This window comes from Paenarthrobacter sp. NPDC056912 (assembly GCF_042786555.1).
Lineage (GTDB): Bacteria > Actinomycetota > Actinomycetes > Actinomycetales > Micrococcaceae > Arthrobacter.
The window spans coordinates 286,465-305,440 of sequence record NZ_JBHUCD010000003.1; the positions used below are offsets into that span (position 1 = coordinate 286,465).

General features: G+C 61.7%; 19 protein-coding genes and 1 tRNA gene. 5 read left to right on the top strand and 15 right to left on the bottom strand.

The genetic code is table 11. The features are described from left to right. Positions 1-738 carry a zinc ribbon domain-containing protein gene (locus ACFRJ9_RS05400; protein WP_377665184.1) on the bottom strand — a complete coding sequence of 246 codons (738 nt, stop codon included), beginning with the start codon at positions 736-738 and terminating at the stop codon, positions 1-3. A gap of 89 nt (positions 739-827) precedes the next feature. Beyond that, positions 828-1,739: a Nif3-like dinuclear metal center hexameric protein gene (locus tag ACFRJ9_RS05405; protein WP_377665186.1), complete on the bottom strand. Its 912-nt coding sequence runs from the start codon at positions 1,737-1,739 to the stop codon at positions 828-830. Between the two features lie 124 nt (positions 1,740-1,863). Between ACFRJ9_RS05405 and msrA the strand changes: the two genes are divergently transcribed. From msrA to epsC, 3 genes are all read left to right on the top strand, one after another. Then, entirely contained in the window at positions 1,864-2,388 is a 525-nt protein-coding gene (gene msrA / locus ACFRJ9_RS05410; RefSeq protein ID WP_377665188.1) for a peptide-methionine (S)-S-oxide reductase MsrA, read from the top strand. 66 nt (positions 2,389-2,454) lie between these two features. Beyond that, positions 2,455-3,390 carry a cysteine synthase A gene (gene cysK / locus ACFRJ9_RS05415; protein ID WP_377665190.1) on the top strand — a complete coding sequence of 312 codons (936 nt, stop codon included), beginning with the start codon at positions 2,455-2,457 and terminating at the stop codon, positions 3,388-3,390. Positions 3,391-3,431: 41 nt separating this feature from the next. Then, positions 3,432-4,016 (top strand): serine O-acetyltransferase EpsC, encoded by a 585-nt coding sequence (gene epsC, locus ACFRJ9_RS05420; RefSeq protein ID WP_377665192.1) that lies wholly within the window; start codon positions 3,432-3,434, stop codon positions 4,014-4,016. Here the strand turns inward: epsC and ACFRJ9_RS05425 are convergent. Together ACFRJ9_RS05425 and gndA are read right to left on the bottom strand one after the other, a co-directional pair. Next, entirely contained in the window at positions 4,013-4,846 is an 834-nt protein-coding gene (locus ACFRJ9_RS05425; RefSeq protein WP_377665195.1) for an oxidoreductase, read from the bottom strand. The two genes, epsC and ACFRJ9_RS05425, sit on opposite strands and share 4 nt — an antisense overlap. A 104-nt stretch (positions 4,847-4,950) precedes the next feature. Beyond that, positions 4,951-6,387: an NADP-dependent phosphogluconate dehydrogenase gene (gene gndA / locus ACFRJ9_RS05430; RefSeq protein ID WP_377665197.1), complete on the bottom strand. Its 1,437-nt coding sequence runs from the start codon at positions 6,385-6,387 to the stop codon at positions 4,951-4,953. 242 nt (positions 6,388-6,629) lie between these two features. Here gndA and ACFRJ9_RS05435 point away from each other — a divergent pair, with 242 nt between their 5' ends. Next, the gene (locus ACFRJ9_RS05435; protein ID WP_377665199.1) at positions 6,630-7,358 is read left to right on the top strand and encodes a FadR/GntR family transcriptional regulator; all 729 of its coding nucleotides are present in this window, start codon (positions 6,630-6,632) and stop codon (positions 7,356-7,358) included. Here the strand turns inward: ACFRJ9_RS05435 and ACFRJ9_RS05440 are convergent. The 3 genes from ACFRJ9_RS05440 to ACFRJ9_RS05450 are packed head-to-tail and all read right to left on the bottom strand — an operon-like array spanning position 7,355 to position 10,109. Next, positions 7,355-8,404: an L-idonate 5-dehydrogenase gene (locus ACFRJ9_RS05440; RefSeq protein ID WP_377665201.1), complete on the bottom strand. Its 1,050-nt coding sequence runs from the start codon at positions 8,402-8,404 to the stop codon at positions 7,355-7,357. The genes ACFRJ9_RS05435 and ACFRJ9_RS05440 overlap by 4 nt on opposite strands. After that, on the bottom strand, positions 8,404-9,174 hold the full coding sequence (locus ACFRJ9_RS05445; protein WP_377665203.1) for an SDR family oxidoreductase: 771 nt from the start codon (positions 9,172-9,174) through the stop codon (positions 8,404-8,406). Before ACFRJ9_RS05445 ends, ACFRJ9_RS05440 begins: the two co-directional genes overlap by 1 nt. Positions 9,175-9,209: 35 nt before the next feature. Further along, entirely contained in the window at positions 9,210-10,109 is a 900-nt protein-coding gene (locus ACFRJ9_RS05450; RefSeq protein ID WP_377665205.1) for an NAD(P)-dependent oxidoreductase, read from the bottom strand. An 89-nt stretch (positions 10,110-10,198) separates the two neighbouring features. On the opposite strand from ACFRJ9_RS05450, the gene ACFRJ9_RS05455 reads away from it, so the two are divergent. Beyond that, positions 10,199-11,266: a D-2-hydroxyacid dehydrogenase gene (locus ACFRJ9_RS05455; protein ID WP_377665207.1), complete on the top strand. Its 1,068-nt coding sequence runs from the start codon at positions 10,199-10,201 to the stop codon at positions 11,264-11,266. Between the two features lie 8 nt (positions 11,267-11,274). Here ACFRJ9_RS05455 and ACFRJ9_RS05460 read toward each other — a convergent pair whose 3' ends face one another. From ACFRJ9_RS05460 to ACFRJ9_RS05495, 8 genes are all read right to left on the bottom strand, one after another. Next, positions 11,275-13,332: an acyltransferase family protein gene (locus ACFRJ9_RS05460; protein WP_377665209.1), complete on the bottom strand. Its 2,058-nt coding sequence runs from the start codon at positions 13,330-13,332 to the stop codon at positions 11,275-11,277. Between the two features lie 158 nt (positions 13,333-13,490). Beyond that, entirely contained in the window at positions 13,491-14,849 is a 1,359-nt protein-coding gene (locus ACFRJ9_RS05465; protein ID WP_377665211.1) for an MFS transporter, read from the bottom strand. 159 nt (positions 14,850-15,008) lie between these two features. Further along, positions 15,009-15,803: an IclR family transcriptional regulator gene (locus ACFRJ9_RS05470; RefSeq protein WP_377665214.1), complete on the bottom strand. Its 795-nt coding sequence runs from the start codon at positions 15,801-15,803 to the stop codon at positions 15,009-15,011. Between the two features lie 237 nt (positions 15,804-16,040). Then, positions 16,041-16,331, bottom strand: a complete 291-nt coding sequence (locus ACFRJ9_RS05475) for a hypothetical protein (protein ID WP_377665216.1) — start codon at positions 16,329-16,331, stop codon at positions 16,041-16,043. 123 nt (positions 16,332-16,454) lie between these two features. Next, positions 16,455-16,530 (bottom strand) — tRNA-Val (locus ACFRJ9_RS05480). 77 nt (positions 16,531-16,607) lie between these two features. Continuing rightward, complete coding sequence (locus ACFRJ9_RS05485) at positions 16,608-17,564, bottom strand: Sir2 family NAD-dependent protein deacetylase (RefSeq protein WP_377665218.1); 957 nt, start codon at positions 17,562-17,564, stop codon at positions 16,608-16,610. Positions 17,565-17,566: 2 nt separating this feature from the next. Then, entirely contained in the window at positions 17,567-18,064 is a 498-nt protein-coding gene (locus ACFRJ9_RS05490; RefSeq protein WP_377665220.1) for a peroxiredoxin, read from the bottom strand. Further along, positions 18,061-18,480, bottom strand: coding sequence for a DUF3052 domain-containing protein (locus ACFRJ9_RS05495; protein WP_377665222.1), 420 nt, complete (start codon positions 18,478-18,480; stop codon positions 18,061-18,063). The genes ACFRJ9_RS05490 and ACFRJ9_RS05495 overlap by 4 nt, the downstream gene beginning before the upstream one ends. Positions 18,481-18,976 lie beyond the last annotated feature (496 nt).

The following is an 18,976-nucleotide window of genomic DNA, read 5'->3' on the forward strand; positions in this document are numbered from 1 at the left end:
TCAGTTCCACTCCGCCGAACGCACAAGAATGCAGCCGGAGTCCGGGCAGAAAACGATGTCGTCATCGGCTGCGGTTTTGACTTCCGCGAGGTCGCCAGGGCTGAGCATCATGCCCGACCCCTCGGACTTGCCGTGGAACAGCCGGGCAGCTCCGACGCCCCTCTTGGCAATGGTTTTCTCATACACGGCCAGCATTCCAGCGTCCAAGGAGTCAGCAAAAGTGGCTCGTTGGCCACGAACTACTGTCTCTTCGGCGGCGATTTCAGCAATCGCCTCGTCGAGCTCGGCGCGGATGCTTCCGAAGGACCCCTGAATATCGTCAACGATTGCCTGCTGCGCGGCCTGGCGTTCGCGGAGGGTATCCAAACGTTCCAGGATCTCAAGCTCAACGTCCTCCAGATCGGAACGGCGCTTGTTGAGGGAAGCGATATCACTCTGCAGGGCGACGAGGTCCTTGGAGAGTCCAGTGCCGCTGTTCAGCCTGGCTTCGTCCCGCTCGATGCGGCTGGCCACCTGCTCAACGTCGGCCTCTGAACGGCGCAGTTCAGTCTCCGCATCATGGACAGCGATCTTGGCCGCACCCAATTCGCCGTTGGCCACGCTGAGGGCGTCGGTGAGGTCGGCAATGCGGGGGTCGGTTTCGAGCACCTTCCGGCGTCCGGCCAACGATTTGAGCTTGGCGTCCAGCCCCTGCAGTTCAAGCAATTTCAACTGTTCTGCCGGTGCTGCTTTCGCCACGCTTACCTCCGTTTGTCGCCGCCGGATCCGAGTGTCGGTTCCGGCCTGACGGCCCCTTTCTGTTGGGGCTGTCCGTATCTGTCTAGACTCTAGTCCCCGCCGGGAGTGAGTATGAAGTCCCAGGGATCGCTGTTGGTGCTGCTGACGCGGATTTCGACGTCGTAGCCTTGGTCAGCGAGCACGTTGCCCAACGCCTCCGCGGCGGCGGGCAACCAAAGCCACTCGCTGGCGAAATGCGAAACGTCAATCAGGTACGGCCGCCCGTTGATGGCACCTTCCCGGGCTTCCGACGCCGGGTGGTGGCGCATGTCGGCAGTAACGTAGACGTCGGCGTGGCTGGCCCGGACGGCGTCGAACAGGCTGTCGCCCGCGCCGCCACAGACGGCAATTCGACGCACCAGCCCGTCCTTGTCCCCGGCCACCCGGACGCCACCGGCCACAGCTGGCAGCATTTCAAAGACGCGCGCAGCGAAATCACCAAGGGTTATGAGTTCCGGAAGGTCACCTACCCTGCCAATGCCCTCTTCCGGCAACCCGTTGGCCGCAGGCGTCAGAGGCATGACGTTTTCCAACCCGAAGGCATCGGCCAGAACGTCCGACACCCCGCCGACGGCAGAGTCGCCGTTGGTGTGCACGGTCAGCAGGCCTGTGCCCGCCTCAATCAGGCGATGGACAGCAAGGCCCTTTGCAGAGGTGGCCGCCACGGAATTCACGCCTTTGAGGAGCAAGGGGTGGTGCGTAATGAGCAGCTCTGCCCCCCACTCAACGGCTTCGTCAATCGCGGCCAACGTGGGATCCACAGCAAAAAGGACTTTGGTAACGGGAACGTTCGGGCGTCCTACGACGAGACCTACTTCATCCCAATCTTCAGCCAGCGACTCCGGCCAGAGCTCCTCAACAGCCAGCAACACCTGACCCAGCGTAGGATCACCGCCGGCTTCAACTGTTTCGTCGTCTTCGACGGAATCCGCATCAGAAATGTCAGTGTTTACTGCTTCCATACTCTTATTCTTCCCTACCGGGCCGGATCAGGCGTTTCCGGCCCCTGCCTTGGCTGCCGGGTGCCGTAATTCTCCCGTAAGGTGAAGCGGGAATCATCAGGCCCTCCGATCCATTGAAGAGAACATGAAAACTTTCGTACTTGGCGGCGGCTGCTTCTGGTGCCTGGATGCCGTTTACCAGAAAACCCGCGGCGTCAGCGCCGTGGTATCCGGCTACACCGGCGGCCACGTCCGCAACCCCGACTACTACCAAGTGTGCTCCGGAACCACGGGACATGCGGAGGTTGTGGCAGTGACTTTCGACGAGGACGTTGTTCCGGAGGAGGTCATCCTGGACATGTTCTTCGCTCTTCACGATCCCACCACGCTGAACCGGCAGGGGTACGACGTCGGAACCCAGTACCGTTCGTCGATGTTCTACACGACGACGGAAGAAAAGGTTCTCTTCGAGGAAGCCATTGAACGTGCACAGTCGCTCTGGTCCGACCCAATTGTGACCGAAGTGAGCCGCCTTCCCGAGTTCCACGAAGCCGAAGAAGTCCACCAGAATTACTATGCCAAGTTCCCTTATCAGGGTTACTGCCAGGTGATCATTAACCCCAAGCTGGCGAAGGCCCGGAAATATTACTCTGCATGGCTTACTGCTTAGCAAGGTTTCGATCCGGCTGGTTAGGCTGACCCCAGTATTCCCTCTTCAGAGATAGGCATAATTTTCATGGCAAGGATCTACGACGACGTCACGCAGCTGGTTGGCCGCACTCCGCTGGTCCGCTTGAACCGGCTTACCGAAGGCCTTGATGCCACCGTTGCGGTCAAGCTCGAGTTCTACAACCCGGCAAACAGCGTCAAGGACCGCATTGGCGTTGCCATCGTTGACGCTGCTGAAAAGTCCGGTGCCTTGAAGCCCGGTGGAACGATCGTCGAGGGCACCTCCGGCAACACCGGTATTGCCTTGGCCCTGGTTGGAGCCGCACGCGGCTACAAGGTCATCCTGACCATGCCTGAAACAATGTCCACGGAGCGCCGTGTCATGCTGCGCGCCTACGGTGCGGAAATCGTCCTGACTCCCGGCTCTGAAGGTATGCGCGGCGCCGTCGAGAAGGCACAGGAGATCGTCGCCAACACGGAGAACTCCATTTGGGCCCAGCAGTTCGCCAATGAGGCCAACCCCGCGATCCACCGCACCACAACGGCCGAGGAAATCTGGGAAGACACCGACGGTGAAGTGGACATCTTCGTTGCCGGCGTCGGCACCGGCGGAACAGTCACGGGCGTGGGTCAAGTCCTCAAGGAACGCAAGCCGGGTGTCCAGATCGTGGCCGTCGAGCCCAAGGACTCCGCCATCCTCAACGGTGGAGCCCCCGGTCCGCACAAGATCCAGGGAATCGGCGCCAACTTCGTACCCGAAATCCTGGACACCAACGTCTATGACGAAGTCCTTGACGCCACCTTGGAAGACTCAGTCCGCGTCGCCCGTGAGCTCGGCGCCCGCGAAGGCATCCTGGGCGGCATCTCCTCCGGCGCGATCGTGTGGGGTGCACTGGAGCTGGCCAAGCGCCCCGAGAACGCCGGCAAGCTGATCGTTGCGGTCGTTTGCGACTTCGGTGAACGCTACATCTCCACCGTTCTGTTCGACGACATCCGCGGTTAACACAACGACTGCAAGCATTCATTTCCTGTAGAAAGGTCTTTGTGAGCTTCTTCGCAAGACTTAAGGAAGACCTCGACGCCGCCCGGTCTCACGACCCGGCGGCTCGAGGCTCTTTTGAGAACTTTTTCGCCTACTCCGGGTTGCACGCAATCTGGGCACACCGCGTGACCCATAGGCTTTGGCAGAACCCCGCACTCCGATTTCCTGCACGCCTGATCTCGCAGCTGGCCAGGTTCCTGACCGGCATAGAGATTCACCCGGGCGCCACCATCGGCCGTCGGTTCTTCATTGACCATGGCATGGGCGTTGTCATCGGTGAGACCTCTGAAATCGGCGAGGACGTGATGATCTATCACGGCGTGACACTGGGTGGCCGTTCGCTGGCCAAGGTCAAACGCCACCCGACCATAGGTGACCGCGTAACAATCGGGGCCGGCGCGAAAGTCCTCGGACCAATTACCATCGGCCAAGACAGTGCCATAGGCGCGAACGCCGTGGTGGTTAAGGACGCGCCACCAGAGTCGATCATCACGGGCATACCCGCCACCTGGCGGCACCGGGATGCGAGGTCGGAAACCAAGCCTGCCGTGGATCCGGCCGAGTATTACATCGAATACCGGATCTAACCCGTAAACCGCTTGTACGAGCTCCAGAGCGCGACGTCAAAAAGGCGGTCCGGAAGCACTCTTCGCAAGGCCAGCACGCTCCAGGCACCCCTACCCACCGGGTAGCGGGTCCTGGGGCGTTTTGCCGTTGCCGCGCGGACAATCGCTTTGGCCACCACGCTGGCCGGAGTGGAGATCACCTGGCCGGAGGTGGACGCCAAAGCTGCCGCCATGACGTGAGCCTGCTCCCTATAGGGACCATCGGCTGACGTCGCGAGGAGCCCCTGACCGGCGATGGTCCCCCATTCGGTATCCGTACCGGCCGGTTCAACAATGACGACGTCAATGCCGTGGGGTTTCAGCTCGAGCCGCAGCGAATCGCTCATGCCTTCAACGGCAAACTTTGTTCCGTGATACCACGCACCCAACGGCTCGTACATCTTGCCTCCGATGGAGGAGATATTGATGATCCGTCCAGAGCGGGCCTGTCGCATCGCGGGAATGACGAGCTGTGTCATCCGGGCCAGGCCGATCACGTTGACCTCAAATTGGCGCCTGCCCTCTGCCAACGGCACTTCTTCCAAAGATCCATAAGAGCCATAGCCTGCGTTGTTCACGAGCACGTCGATGCGGCCATGGGCTGCCTCCACGAGGGCGACGGCGGACGCCATGGAGTCCTCTAATGTGACGTCCAAGGACAGTACTGTGATGCCGTGATCCTTCAGCGGCTCCATCTTTTCCACCCGTCGGGCACCGGCGTACACCGTGAACCCGGCGGCCTTGAGCGCGATGGCCGTTTCGAAACCGATCCCTGTAGAGGCTCCGGTGACCAGGGCGGTGCGTGGCGTCATGGTGTTGTTCCTTATCCAGCGGCCGACGCGCCGGCACCCGGCACGGCAAAGGCCGGCTCCTCCCAGCGTAGTGGGGAGGAACCGGCCCTGTGCTTTGGGTGGTGCTAGTGGGTGTCGACTGCCGAGATCTCGGACTTGTCTTCGCCCCACAGGGTGTGGAACGTACCCTCGGTGTCAACGCGGCCGTACGTGTGCGCACCGAAGAGGTCGCGCTGGCCCTGGATCAGGGCAGCGGCAACGCGCTTGCGGCGCAGGCCGTCGTAGTAAGCGAGCGAGGACGAGAACACGGGAACCGGGATGCCAAGCTGTACTGCCGTAGCGACAACACGGCGCCAGGCCGGAAGTGCCTCGGCAATGGCTGCAGTGAACGCGGGTGCGAAGAGCAGGTTGGCGGGCTTCTCCTCGGCAGCGTAGGCCTTGGTGATGTCCTTGAGCAGTTCTGCGCGGATGATGCAGCCAGCGCGCCACAGGGAAGCGATCTCGTCCAGCTTGAGGTCCCAGCCGTATTCCTTGGCAGCTGAGGTCAGCATGTCCAGGCCCTGGGCGTAGGAGACCAGCTTGGAGGCGTAGAGAGCCTGGCGGACGTCCTCGACGAAAGTCTCGGGGATCTCCACGGAAGCTTCCGCGCCGGCAAGGAGTTCCTGGCCGAGACGGCGCTGCTCCGCCTGCGAGGACAGTGCACGGGCAAACACGGACTCGGCAATGCCGGAGACCGGGGATCCGAGTTCAAGGGCGGAGATGACCGTCCAGCGGCCGGTGCCCTTCTGGCCTGCGGCATCAACGACCACATCCACGAACGGCTTGCCGGTCTTGGCGTCAACATGGCCGAGGACCTCGGCGGAGATTTCGATCAGGAAGGAGGACAGCTCGCCCTTGTTCCACTCGGTGAAGATCTTGGACTGCTCGGCCGGCTCGATGCCCGCACCCGAGCGGAGAAGGTCGAATGCCTCGCCGATGACCTGCATGTCGGCGTATTCGATGCCGTTGTGGACCATCTTGACGAAGTGGCCGGCGCCGTCGGTGCCAACCCAGGCGCAGCAAGGCTCGCCATCGACCTTGGCGGAGATCTTCTCAAGCAGCGGGCCCAGGGCGTCGTAGGACTCCTTGGAACCACCAGGCATGATGGACGGGCCGTTCAGCGCGCCCTCTTCGCCGCCGGAAACACCGACGCCCACAAAGTGCAGGTCCTTCTTGGCGAGGGCAGCTTCACGGCGACGGGTGTCCTCGTAGTGCGAGTTACCGGCGTCGATGATGATGTCGCCGGCTTCAAGCAGGGGTTCGAGCTGCTCGATGACGTTGTCTACCGGAGCGCCGGCCTTGACCATGATGAGGACACGGCGGGGCTTTTCAAGCGAGTCGACGAGTTCCTGCAGCGTTTCCGTACGGATGAAATCGCCGTCCGAGCCGTGCTTTTCCAGCAAGGCGTCAGTCTTTTCCACGGAACGGTTGTGGAGGGCCACAGTGAAGCCGTTGCGGGCAAGGTTGCGGGCGAGGTTGGCGCCCATCACCGCGAGGCCGGTGACACCGATGTGTGCTGACATCAAAACTCCAATTCGATCGTGTGCAAACAGTCCTGCGGTTGACGCAGGAAGCGATTTCAAAACCAGGGGCTCCAATAAACCATACGTATTTGAGCCGTGTGCGGGAAAGCGGCGCCCACGTTGTGGAACAAGGCCGCGTCATAAAACAGTCTATGATGCCGCCCATGCCCCTTTGGCGCCCGGCGATGCCGTGCCGCTGATTCCGGCGCACGGACGGCCGGACCGCCACTATGCTTACCTCTATGTCAACCAGCCTCCACCACCGCGCAGTCGAGCATTTGGGAACCCGGATCGTCGGCGGTTCCCTCCCGACAGGGCATGTCATGCTCGCGGAGCACCTGGAGGAAGAACTCAACGTTTCCCGCTCCGTGATCCGTGAAGCCGTGCGCGTGCTGCAGTCGCTGGGGCTCGTGGAAACCATCAAGAGGGTAGGGATCCGTGTCCTCCCTGCCCAGCGATGGAATCCATTCGACCCGCTGGTCATTCGCTGGCGCCTTGCCGGCGACGGGCGCGGCGCCCAGCTGAGGTCGCTCGCGGAACTGCGTTCCGCCGTCGAGCCTGTTGCGGCTGAACTCGCTGCCGGCAACGCCCCGGAGAGCCTCCGGCAGGAGCTCGTAGGGATTTCGCTGGCCATGAAGGAAGCCGGAGATGCCGGCGACATGCCCCGCTTCCTGGACCTCGACATCCGCTTTCATGCCTTGGTGTTGTCAGGGTCTGGGAACGAAATGTTCGCCAACCTGATCGGCCAGGTAACCGAGACCCTCACGGGCCGTACGGTGCACGGACTCATGCCGGAACACCCGCAGAAACAGGCGCTGCAGTGGCACATGGACGTTGCCCATGCCATCGACGCCGGAAACGGATCCGACGCCCGGGACGCCGCCGCGAAAATCATGCGGCAAACCATCGCGGAGCTGGCGCCCAGCTGGAACGACCAGCCCCGCGTGTTTGTCCCTGTCGCCAAGAACTAGTCCTGGAAGTTCAGCAGGACCTTTCCGGATTCAGCGGAGTTCTTCGCCACGTCAAAGGCTTCCAAGCCGTGCGCGAGGTCGAATTCGTGCGTCACCACGGGGTCAACGTACAGCGATCCGTCCGCCAACGCGGCAATGACGTCATCGATCTCGTCGTTGAAGCGGAAGGACCCCAGCAACTCCAACTCACGCGTGATGGCCAAGGAGATGAACACCGGCTGCGGGCCTGACGGCAGCAATCCCACCATCACTACTTTTCCACCCCTGGTTGCACCCTTGATGGCAGAGGCAAGCCCGAAGTGGCTCCCGGAGGACTCAATGACGACGTCGGCGTCCACCGCCGCAATGGCATCCGCCTCGTCGCCCTTGAGGACGGCATCGGCGCCCACGGCACGTGCAATCTCCAATGGCTTGTCATGCATGTCGACGGCGACAATCCGGGCCGCGCCGGCACGCTTCAGGACGGCGACAGTCAAAGCGCCGATGGGACCGCTGCCGATCACAAGGGCCGTCTTTCCCGCGACATCCCCCGCACGGGCTACGGCGTGCCAGGCGACGCTGGCGGGTTCAACCAGCGCAGCGGTCCTCAGGTCCAGAGTTTCGGGCAAGGCACGCAACATCCTGGAAGGAAGGTTTGCGTAGCGGCTGAAGGCGCCATCGGTGTGCGGGTAGCGGGCGGCGCTGCCCAAATAGGTGCAGCCTGGGGAAAGGTTGGGCCGGTCCTCCGGGTAGCGGACATCGCCGGGCGCCGGGGTTGCAGGGTGGACCGCCACGGGCGTTCCATTGCCGGGGCCAGTGCCATCTGCCGCTTGCTGGACTACGATGCCCACAATCTCGTGGCCAAGGACCATGGGCGCTTTGAGGATCGACTCCCCCGCTGCGCCGTGCAACCAGTAGTGGAGGTCGGATCCGCAGATGCCACCGTAAGCGATTTCCACGATCGACTCATCGCTGGACGGCGTGGTGAGCGGAATGTCTTCAATGCGGAGGTCGCCCTTTCCATGGGCAACAACGGCAGGACCCGAGGCGGGAAGGTTGATGCCCATCAGACAACCACCGTCATTCCGCCGTCGACGAAAATCGTCTGGCCGTTCACGAAGTTGGATGCCTGGGATGCGAGCCACACGGTGGGCCCTGCTAGGTCTGCGACTGTTCCCCAGCGGTTTGCAGGTGTCCGGCCAAGGATCCACGAGTTGAACTCCTGGTCATCCACCAGGTTCTGGGTCATTTCGGTGTGGATGTAGCCGGGCGCAATGCCGTTGATCTGCAGGCCTGAAGCAGCCCATTCAGCAGTCATGGCCCGCGTCAGGTTTCGAAGTCCGCCCTTGGCGGCAACGTAGGGAGCGATGGTGGGCCGTGCGAGGTCGGTCTGCACCGAGCAGATGTTGATGATCTTGCCGTGTCCCCTGGGGATCATGTGCCTGGCGGCTTCCCGGCCCACCAGGAAGGCACTGGTGAGGTCCGTGGTGATCACGCGGTCCCAGTCCTTGACGTCCAGGTCCAGCATGGGAACCCGGTGCTGGATGCCGGCGTTGTTGACCAGGATGTCCAAGGGCCCCACGTTGCTTTCGATCCACGCGACGCCTTCCGCGGCGGTGTCTGCATCCGTGACGTCGAACGCCCGGCTGTGGACGCGGCCTTCGGGGTAGTCGGCAGCCATGGCGCTGTAGGCCAGTTCCAGCCGTTCCGGGTTGATGCCGTTGAGCACCACCGTGGCTCCGGCATCGGCCAGGCCCCGGGCCAGGGCGTTGCCGATCCCCCGGCTGGATCCGGTAACCAGGGCGATGCGCCCGGTCAGATCGAATAGTCCACTCATAGTCTGATGTCTTTCCTTCATGGTTGGTGCCGGGCTTAGCTGGCGGCGGGGGTCAGGGGGAGGTTGGCGATGGCTTGTCGAACGACGGCGAGGTCTTGGTCGCCGAGTCCTTGGCGCTTGAGTTCGGCGTAGAGCTCCATGGCGGCTGAGGCCATGGGCACCGGGGAGCCCACGGCATCGGCGCTTTGGACAAGGAAGGCAAGGTCTTTGTGCATGAACTTGGCAGGCCCGGTGGGACTGTAGTCCTTCGCCGCGAGCCGGGGACCCACTATCTCCAGGACCCTGCTTCCGGCCAGGCCCCCGGCCAGGACCTCGTAGAGGGCGTCCACATCCATTCCAGAACGTTCGGCCAGTTCCGCGGCTTCGGCGAGTGCCGCCGTCGTGGTTCCTACGATGAGCTGGTTGCAAGCCTTGGCGAGCGAGCCGGAACCAAGCGGTCCCATTCGCCGAATGGTGGTGCCCATGGTTTCAAAGAGTGGCTTGAGCGCATTGAAGTCCTCCTCGGATGCACCCACCATGATGGCCAGCGTTCCTTGTGTTGCCCCTGCGGTACCTCCACTGACCGGCGCGTCAACCACCGTGGCATTTCCGCCACTGGCTTGGTGCACGGTGCGCCCGAAGTCCTGGACCGCCGTCGGCGAGACGCTGCTCATGACGACGACGGCGGTACCCGGCCGGGGTGGCGTGGCCCTCCAGGCAGCCAGAAGCCCAGCCGCCGCGTCTTCGATGTACGGCAGGTCCGGGAGCATGAACACGATGGCGTCTTCGTCGCGCAGCTCCGAGACCTCCGTTGCACGCGTGATTCCGGCCAGTCCTTCAAAGGCGGCGTCGGAGCGGTTCCAGGCTGTCACAGCCCAACCGGCCTTGGCGATATTGGCAGCCATCGGGGCTCCCATGAGTCCCAGGCCCACGAATCCCACCCGTTTAGTGGTCATGATGGTCAACGCCTCACTTCTTTGTGGTTGTCACTGCTCTTTGTGGTCATCTTCAGGAAATCTGTTCAATATCCTAGCCTCCATTCAGTATGATGAACACTATGACGACTGATGAACTTACCATCGCGATCGCTGTCCCGCTCGAAGCAGAGCTTGTGGAGCTTATCCGCGCTGTGGATCCTTCCGTGACGGTTCTCTACGACCCCGAACTCCTCCCGCCGGAACGATTCCCTGCCGACCACGCAGGCGATCCGGACTTCAAGCGGACACCTGAGCAGGAGGAGCGCTACTGGGCCATGCTGAACCGCGCCCAGGTCCTGTACGGCTTCCCCAACGAAAGCCCTGCGGGGCTGGCCCGGATCGCTGAAAGCAACCCGCACCTCCAGTGGATCCATGCAATGGCCGCTGGTGCAGGCGGAGCCGTCAAGGCCTCCGGACTGGACACCGAGACCCTTCGGAAATTCCGGGTCACCACCTCGGCGGGCGTCCACGCACTGCCGCTGGCCGAGTTCTCCGCTTTCGGCATCCTCAATGGCTTCAAGCGCAGCGCGGAAATGGCGCGGGACCAGGCAGCCAAGTTCTGGCCGGAGCTTCGGACGCCCACCAAGCTGGCCAACGGTTCCAAGGTAGTCATCGCCGGCCTCGGCGAAATCGGCCTGGAAACAGCCCGCATCGCCCGCGCCCTCGGCATGAAGGTCAGCGGTACCAAGCGCAATGTCGAACCGATCGACGGGATTGACGAGGTCACCAACAACGACGGACTCCCCGGACTGGTTTCCGGCGCCGACGCCGTGGTCAACACACTTCCGGGCACCCCGTACACGGAGAAGCTGTTCAACAAGGAAATCTTCTCCGCGATGAAACCCGGCACGGTCTTCGTCAACGTGGGTCGCGGAACAGTGGTGGATGAGGAAGCACTCCTCGAAGCCTTGGACAACGGGCAGGTTTCTTACGCCTGCCTGGACGTCTTCGCCGTGGAACCGCTCCCCCAGGACAGCCCGCTCTGGAACCACCCGCAGGTCTTGGTTTCACCGCACACGTCGGCACTGAGCTCCGCCGAAAACCGGCTCATTGCCGAGCGGTTCAGCAGCAACCTGCGGACCTTCCTGGACGGCGGCGAACTCCCCCACTTGGTGGATCCCGTTCATTTCTACTAAACCGGCAGCTACCAGCCAGCGGCGGCGAACCACCTCTCGGACAACATGTCGGTCATGCTCCTGACATAAGTGCTCGAGAGGTGGTTGTCGTCCAGGTAGACGTACACGTTGCCCACAATCCCCGGGCAGGAAGAACCGTCACAGATCAGGTCCGTCATGTCCAGGACCGACAACCCCGTGAAGGTCCCCTCCAACTGGTCCAAAGGATTGCTTTCAGCGAGCACAGAGGACAGGGCCGGACGGCATTTGGGATCATCCACGCCTGAGGCCATGGCGCACTCACTCGGGCTGAAGGAGAACCGGGGGTTGTCGCGCATGGCGATGACTTCAATTCCTTGATCCGTTATTTCTCCGAGCAAATCGTCCAGCCCCCAGGTGAGATCCTCCTCCGGGGAGTCAGGGACACCTGCCGTTCCCACCAAGAACACGGCATCCGGCTTGTGGAGGCTGATGTGCTTCCGGACCTCGCGGTTGAAGGCGTTGCACTCCGGGCCCACCTCATCCGTTTCGGTCATGAAGGGGCAGGCACCAAAAGTGATGGCTTGGACCCGCCATTGCTTTGCTTTGGCCAGGGGGCCGATCGCACCTAGCCATTGCAGCGAGTGGGACTGACCCACCACAAAGATGGTCTTCGTAGCCTGGGCTCCGACGTCATTTTGCTGGCATTCCGCCGCCAGAACCGCGTCCGTCGGGCGGAGCTCCCCCGTGCACGGGCCATCCAGCTTGCCCCAGTCTTCCGGAAGCTGCTCCGGAGTCGGCAACGTCCGGGCGTTCTGCCGGATCCTGTTCTCGTATCCCGGCAGCAACGCCCTCGCTCCCGGGTTGTCGTCGGCGTCCTGCGCGGCTATGGCACTCTTCTCTACTTGTTGCTGGTAGCCGAACAGCACCAGCGGACTGGCCCCAACCGCCAGGCACACCAGTACCGCAAGGACCAGACGACGTCGCTTCGCCTCAGGCCAACGCCACGAGCGCAGCGGCTGCTCCACCAAACGGGTGGTGAGGAAAGCCAGCAACAGGGAGGCACCAACGATCAGCGCACCGGTGGCCCAGTCTGCGTGGTCCTGGCCGATCCATACCAACGTGATCACGAGCAGGGGCCAATGCCACAAGTAAAGGGCATACGAATTGGCCCCCAGCTTCACCAACAGCGTGGATGAAAGAATGCGGTCCACGCCCAAACGGCTGCCCGATTGCCCCGCGACGATCACGGCCACCGCGGCCAGGGTTGGCCACAACGCCACGAACCCGGGAAAGGCCGTCTTAACCTGCAGGACCATGCCGCAACTCACCATGGCAAGGACACCTACCCAGCCAAGAACGGTCTTCAGGCCTTTGCCCGGACGCAGGAACGGCAGCACCAGCGCCACAAGCGTCCCCAACGCAAACTCCCACAGCCGGGCAAACGTGTCGAAATAGGCCAGTTCCTGATGAACCGCAGTGAAGTAGATCGAATAGGCCAGCGATACTGCGAAGATCAGTCCGAACACGCCCAGCAGTACGGTCCTATAGGGCAATCGGAAGCGCCGGCACACCACCGCTGCCGCGATGAAGATCGCCGGCCAGAGGATGAAGACCTGCCCCTGGATGGAGAGTGACCAGAAATGCTGCATGGGACTGGCCAGGCTGTGGTCCGCGGCGTAGTAGTTGACCACCTGTCGCTGCAGCAACCAGTTCTCGTAGTAGAACAACGAAGCCCAGGCCTGGCTGACGATCTCAATCCACCGCGTGCGGGGAATGATGAAGTAGGTGGCCGCCAGGGTGCCAAGCAGAACCACGACGACGGCGGGAAGCAGCCGCCAGAACAGGTGCAGCCAGTGCCGCACCAGTGAAACAGGACGGGCCTGTTCGTAGCGGCGCACGAACTGCAGGGTCATCAGGAACGCCGAGATCAACAGGAAGACGTCAACGCCGCCGGACACCCTGCCGAACCAGATGTGATAACTCACCACCATGAGCACGGCCAAGGAACGCAGCCCCTGGATCTCGGGACGGAACGGGGTGCTGCCTGTTCCCCGCCGAAGGTGGCCGGTGCTTTCCGGCGACACAAGACCCTTGGTTGCCGCCATGGACATGCTCCTCTTCTGCAGTGCACCAATTCTGCACTGCTGCCCGCAATTTTCCACCCTTCGCTTCCGGACACGCCCGGCCCCCGCACCAAGAAGCAGCGCGGCACCTCCGCTGTGGAGGATGCCGCGCTGCGTAAATGGGGCTTGTTGGTGGTGGCCTACTTTGCGTCTTCTGTAGAGACGAGGTCGCGGCCCACGGTTTCCGGGGTGAAGAAGGTGGTCACGAAGGAGATCAACGCCAGGACCAGCGAGTAGATGGCCAGGACCAGCCAGGAGTGGTTCGTGGCGGCCAGCATGAGTGCGCCCAAGAGAGGTGCGAGTCCGCCGGCGAGGACTGCGGAGATCTCACGGCTCATGGCCACACCTGTGAACCGGTACTGAGAGCCGAAGAGTTCCGGAAGCAGCGGGCACTGTGGGCCGAGCATCGATTGCACGCCGATGGCGATACCTACAGCCATGACAACCCACACCAGGGTGACGTTGCCCAAAGTGACCAGGTAGAACGCGGGAACGGCGATGATGGCCTGGAACAAAGCACCGTAGCGGTACACCGGAACACGGCCGAACTTATCGGAGAGGGCACCGAACGTCACTACGAGTACTGCGGCGAACCCGGCAGCAATCAGCAGGCCGACAGGACCGATGGAATTGTTTCCCGCGAAGACACCGGCCGGCATGCTCATGAAGGACACCAGCAAGGCCGAATAGATCGATGAGTTGCCGTTTTCGCCCATGCGGAGGCCAATGCCGATCAATACGTTCTTCTTGGAGTGCTTCCACAGCTCACCAATGGGGTTCTTGACGACATTCTTGTGCTTCTCCAGCTCCTGGAACGCCGGCGTTTCCTTGAGCTTAAGACGGATAAAGATCGCCACGGCAATCAGGATGAAGCTGGCCAGGAAGGGAACCCTCCACAGCCATCCCTGCAATACGGACTTGTCCGCCAATGCGATGAGCGCGAAGGTGCCGGCACCAAGAAGGGTGCCCAGCTGGATGCCGACGAATGGCAGTGAGGCATAGAAACCGCGACGGCGGCGCGGGGCCACCTCCGAAATCAGCGTGGTTGCACCTGCCTGCTCTGCCCCGGCACCAAGGCCCTGGATGATACGCAGCGCTACCAGCAGCACCGCACCGAGCATTCCTGCCTGTTCGAAGGTGGGCAGGAGGCCGATGGCAAAGCTTGCCGTTCCCATCAAAGCGATGGTCAGGATCAACACCATCTTGCGGCCGAACCTGTCGCCGATGTAGCCGAAGAACAGGCCACCGAAGGGGCGGGCTGCAAAACCGACGCCATAGGTGGCGAAGGAGGCTATCAAGGCACCATCCGGGCCGAGAGGCGAAAAGAACAGTGGCCCGAAGATCAGCGCAGACGCCAGGCCGTAAATGTAGAAGTCGTAGTACTCCAAAGCGGAACCTACGGAGCTGGCCAGCGTCGCCCGGCGAAGCTGTTCCGGCTCAACTACAGCATCGTCAGCATCAGCTGCGAGCTTTGCATTAGTACGAGTTGTCACAAGCACTCCCTCAAAATCACCCCAAGGCCCCCGTTGGCCTGGCGAGATAGTGATGGCATCACCGCCAAGATCACTATGATGAACAGCGTACAGCTTGTTGAACTACCTGCCAAGACTGTAATCAGATTTATTCGTCGAAGAACGAATGGTTGCGAGGCCGAAGGGCTAACCCATGGGGTTTCCCAGGGAGCGGGCGAGCTCCTTGAGTTCCTTGACCATCAAGGCTCCCTGTTCCTCCGAGTAGGTGGCCTTGAGGGCAGTTACGGACAAACCAAGGCTCGGACCGTGTGCGCCGTGTGTAGGGACGGGGACGGCAAGGCACACAACGCCAACCGTCGATTCTTCATCCTCGAAAGCAAAGCCCTGAGTACGGATCGTGGAAATCTGCGCTTTGAGTTCTTCTGCGGTCCGGAGCGAATTCGCCGTCATCACAGGCAGTTCCATGCCATCGGGGAACATGGCATCAATATCATGGTCATGAAGTTGGGCCAGGAGGGCCTTGCCCACGCTGCAGAGCGAGACCGGCATCTTGTCGCCGATATTGGATGTCAGCCTGACCGCTGGATGCCCCTCATAGCGGGCGAGATAAATCACGTGATCGCCATCCAGCATCGCAATACGGACCGTCTCGCCGGAGAGGGTGGGAGCCTGTTCGCAGTACTTATAGAACTCCTGCACTTCATCAAGGCGGCTCAGGTAGGCAGCACCGAGCTCCACGAGCTTTCGTCCCAACGCGAAATCCGCACCCTGCCTGGTAATGAGACGGGCTTCCTCGAGCGCGAGCAGCAAGTTTGAGGTGGAAGATTTGGGGATTCCGAGCTCCCGCGACAAGTCACTCAAGGTCAAGCGGCCCGAGGGCGATTCGGCGAGGGCCTCAAGTACGGCGGCAGCGCGGGTTACCGCAGGCGCCGGCGACGAAGCGCCCAGCCCTTCGGAGCGGGTGGTGCGGGAATCGGCCATGATTCTCCTTCGTCAGTGCAAAACCGTTTGTTCATTCAGCTGAACAGTACCCATCATAGTGGCATCCAGGCGTGGCGGTGATGACAGATTCACACCCACGCGGCAGGACATGTTTCCGCACGCAGCGGGCTCCGCTTTCCAAACCCCAAAGTTCGCTGTATATTCATTTTCGAGCTCTCCACCGCGGCATCCCCCAATAGTCGTGGTGGAGAGCTCATCCATTTCCCGGGCCGGACACTAGGCCGCGACGACTTCCTCGCCGCGCAGACGCCAGCCGCCGCCGGAACCGTCCCGTACCAACTCCCAGGTGGCGAGGCTTGACTGGGCATTGGTCCCCAAACGCACTTGGACCTGCCAGACCTCTATGTCCACCCGCCCCTGACCGCGCGGCATACGCCTGGTCTGTTCCCACCAGGCAACGCGCTCAAACCAGCGGACGGGTTCCACTACGATCTGCCACTCGCGCTGGCCCCTCACGACGACGGACGGCGCGCCATGCTCTGTCGTGTGAACGTATACGTGCTCCATGGACGAAACACTAGGTAACACCCCTGACATTAAGCGCCAAAGCTTCCGCCGAACGGGAGCGGGCCCCGGACAAGAAAAAACCCCGCATCACCAAGCTGAACGCTTGGCGATGCGGGGTTAGTTTGGTGGGTCCTACCGGGATCGAACCGATGACATCCACGGTGTAAACGTGGCGCTCTACCAGCTGAGCTAAAGACCCAAATCGTTGTTTCAATGCTTCTGCTTTACTTCTTCAATGCTTCAGCGCTTCAACCAACGAACAATGACTCTACATGATCATTCGCCAGAAACACCAATCGGCACTTGAGCGCCTGGAAGATCGGGTAGTTGGCGGGCCAGATAATCCAAAGCGCCACTGACGCCGAAGTCCAGTTTGAGTGTTGCGAACTGGTCACCCCGGGTGGATCCCCTATTGATAATGACCACAGGTTTTCCCGATTTCGACGCGTGACGCACGAACCGCAGGCCGCTCTGAACCGTCAGCGAGGATCCCGCAACCAAGAGTGCCTGCGCGTCATCAACCATCCCGTACGCCCGTGCAACGCGGACCTTGGGGACGTTCTCACCGAAATAGACGAAATCAGGTTTAAGTGTCCCCCCGCAGACAGGGCAAACGGCCATCACGAACGATGTAATGAGTTCAGGGTCCTCTACCGTTGCGTCGGCGTCAGGAGCCATCTCCACTACACCGGAGTTCAGTGCGGCGGCAAGGAAGCCGGGATTGATCTCTTCAAGGATGGCGGCCACAAGCCTCCTGGTGAAGGTGTGGCCTTCAGCCAAGCAGATCACTTGGTCGAACCGCCCGTGGAGGTCCACCACGTTGGCGCTGCCCGCTTCCTCATGGAGCCTGTCCACGTTTTGGGTAATAAGGCCCGTCAGGAGGCCTCGCTTTTCCATCAGTGCGACGGCGGCATGGCCGGCATTCGGATCGGCGTGGCGAAGATGGGACCAACCAAGGTGGTTCCTGGCCCAGTAACGCCTCCGACTGGCCACGCTGCCGATGAACTCCTGATACGTCATGGGGTTCCTGGGCGCAGAGCCAGGCCCCCGGTAATCAGGAATGCCGGAATCGGTGCTGAGCCCGGCACCTGTGAGCACGGCCAGCCTTTTGCCGCCCAAAATGTCCACCGCCTGGTGAACGGCTTCCAGCTCGCCAGGCGAGAGTGGAGGGACTGCAGCAGGCGGCATGCTGGCAAATCCAGTCATCCCGACTCCGGGCCTGCCCTGGCTCATCGCTACTGCTCAACCAAATCCGAGAGCGCCTGGCGGTACCCGGCAAAGTCTCGCGCCTGGCCACGTGGATTGACCACGACATAGCGAATGACTCCCGAAGCGTCGATGATGAACGTTCCCCTCAGTGCCATCCCACTGACGGCGTCGAAGACACCGTAGTTCCGTGCAACGGCTCCATGCGGCCAGAAATCGGCCAGGAGATCGAACCCCAGGCGTTCATGCTCCGCGTAGGCGCGCTGGGCGAACTTACTGTCCACAGAGATTCCCAGCACAGCAGCGTTCGAATTCTTGAAGGCTGCGATATTGTCGCGAATCTCACACAGCTCGCCCGTGCAAATGCCCGAGAAGGCAAAGGGATAGAACACCAGGACGACGTTCTGACCCCTGTAGTCCGACAATCGGACGGGCTCGCCGTACTGGTTCAACAGTTCGAAGTCGGGCGCAAGATCCCCTACTTCGGGAACCAGCGCCTGAACCGGCGCTGGCTGAACTTCCGTCACTTGTTCTTCTTTGGCACCAGGCGGGTGGCACTCCAGTCCTTCGAAACCCCTGCCGAGGTGGTCAGGTGCAAGCCTGACGTAGGGGCGGCGTCCTGGATATCGGCGGGGGAAACATAGTTGTCCCGTCCCGATTTGGGTGTCAGGACCCAAACAACTCCGCCTTCTTTCAAGGTAGTGAGCGAATCCATCAGGGCATCAACCAAGTCTCCGTCGCCATCACGCCACCAGAAGACCACGGCATCCACAACGTCATGATCGTCTTCATCCAACAACTCGGAGCCTGTGACATCTTCGATGTCGTCACGCAAGTCGAAATCGACGTCCTCGTCATAGCCGCGTTCCTGAATCAGATCCCCGTCTTTGAAACCCATTCTTTCCGCCACATTTACCGATGTGGCGGCGTCGGCCTCGCTCACGTTTTCCTCCTTTTGAAGTGACTTCCATTACTAACAGCCAACACCCTTTGGGCGCGTGCTTCAAGCCATTGTCCCCGCGTCCGGCCATATTCCGCACTACCTAAGGTGTTTCGAAGCTGTGACAATCACGTGCTTTCCGTCACGGACCGCTCCTGGGGTGTGACATACAACGCCCTTGAAGCCCCGCGGCTACGCATCGCGGGGCCGTGAAAGCTAGAGTGGCCATGAGCGCTTTGGCTGCAGGGCGATCGCCCCGATGAATTCTACTGGGCAGCCATGCGCTCACAAGACCTGCCCGGCGCATCCGACCGGGCTGTTGTTACCGAAATGCCGCACACGACGCGTTCATGACGGGCAGATACCCTGCCAGACCTGAGGCGCCGATGCATGCGCCTAAAGGAAGGTTGGACGTGGCTGCAGGAGAAGAGACCTCACACATCCTCAGCGGGTTGACTGCCCAGCTGCCTGATCGTGATCCGGAAGAGACCGCGGAGTG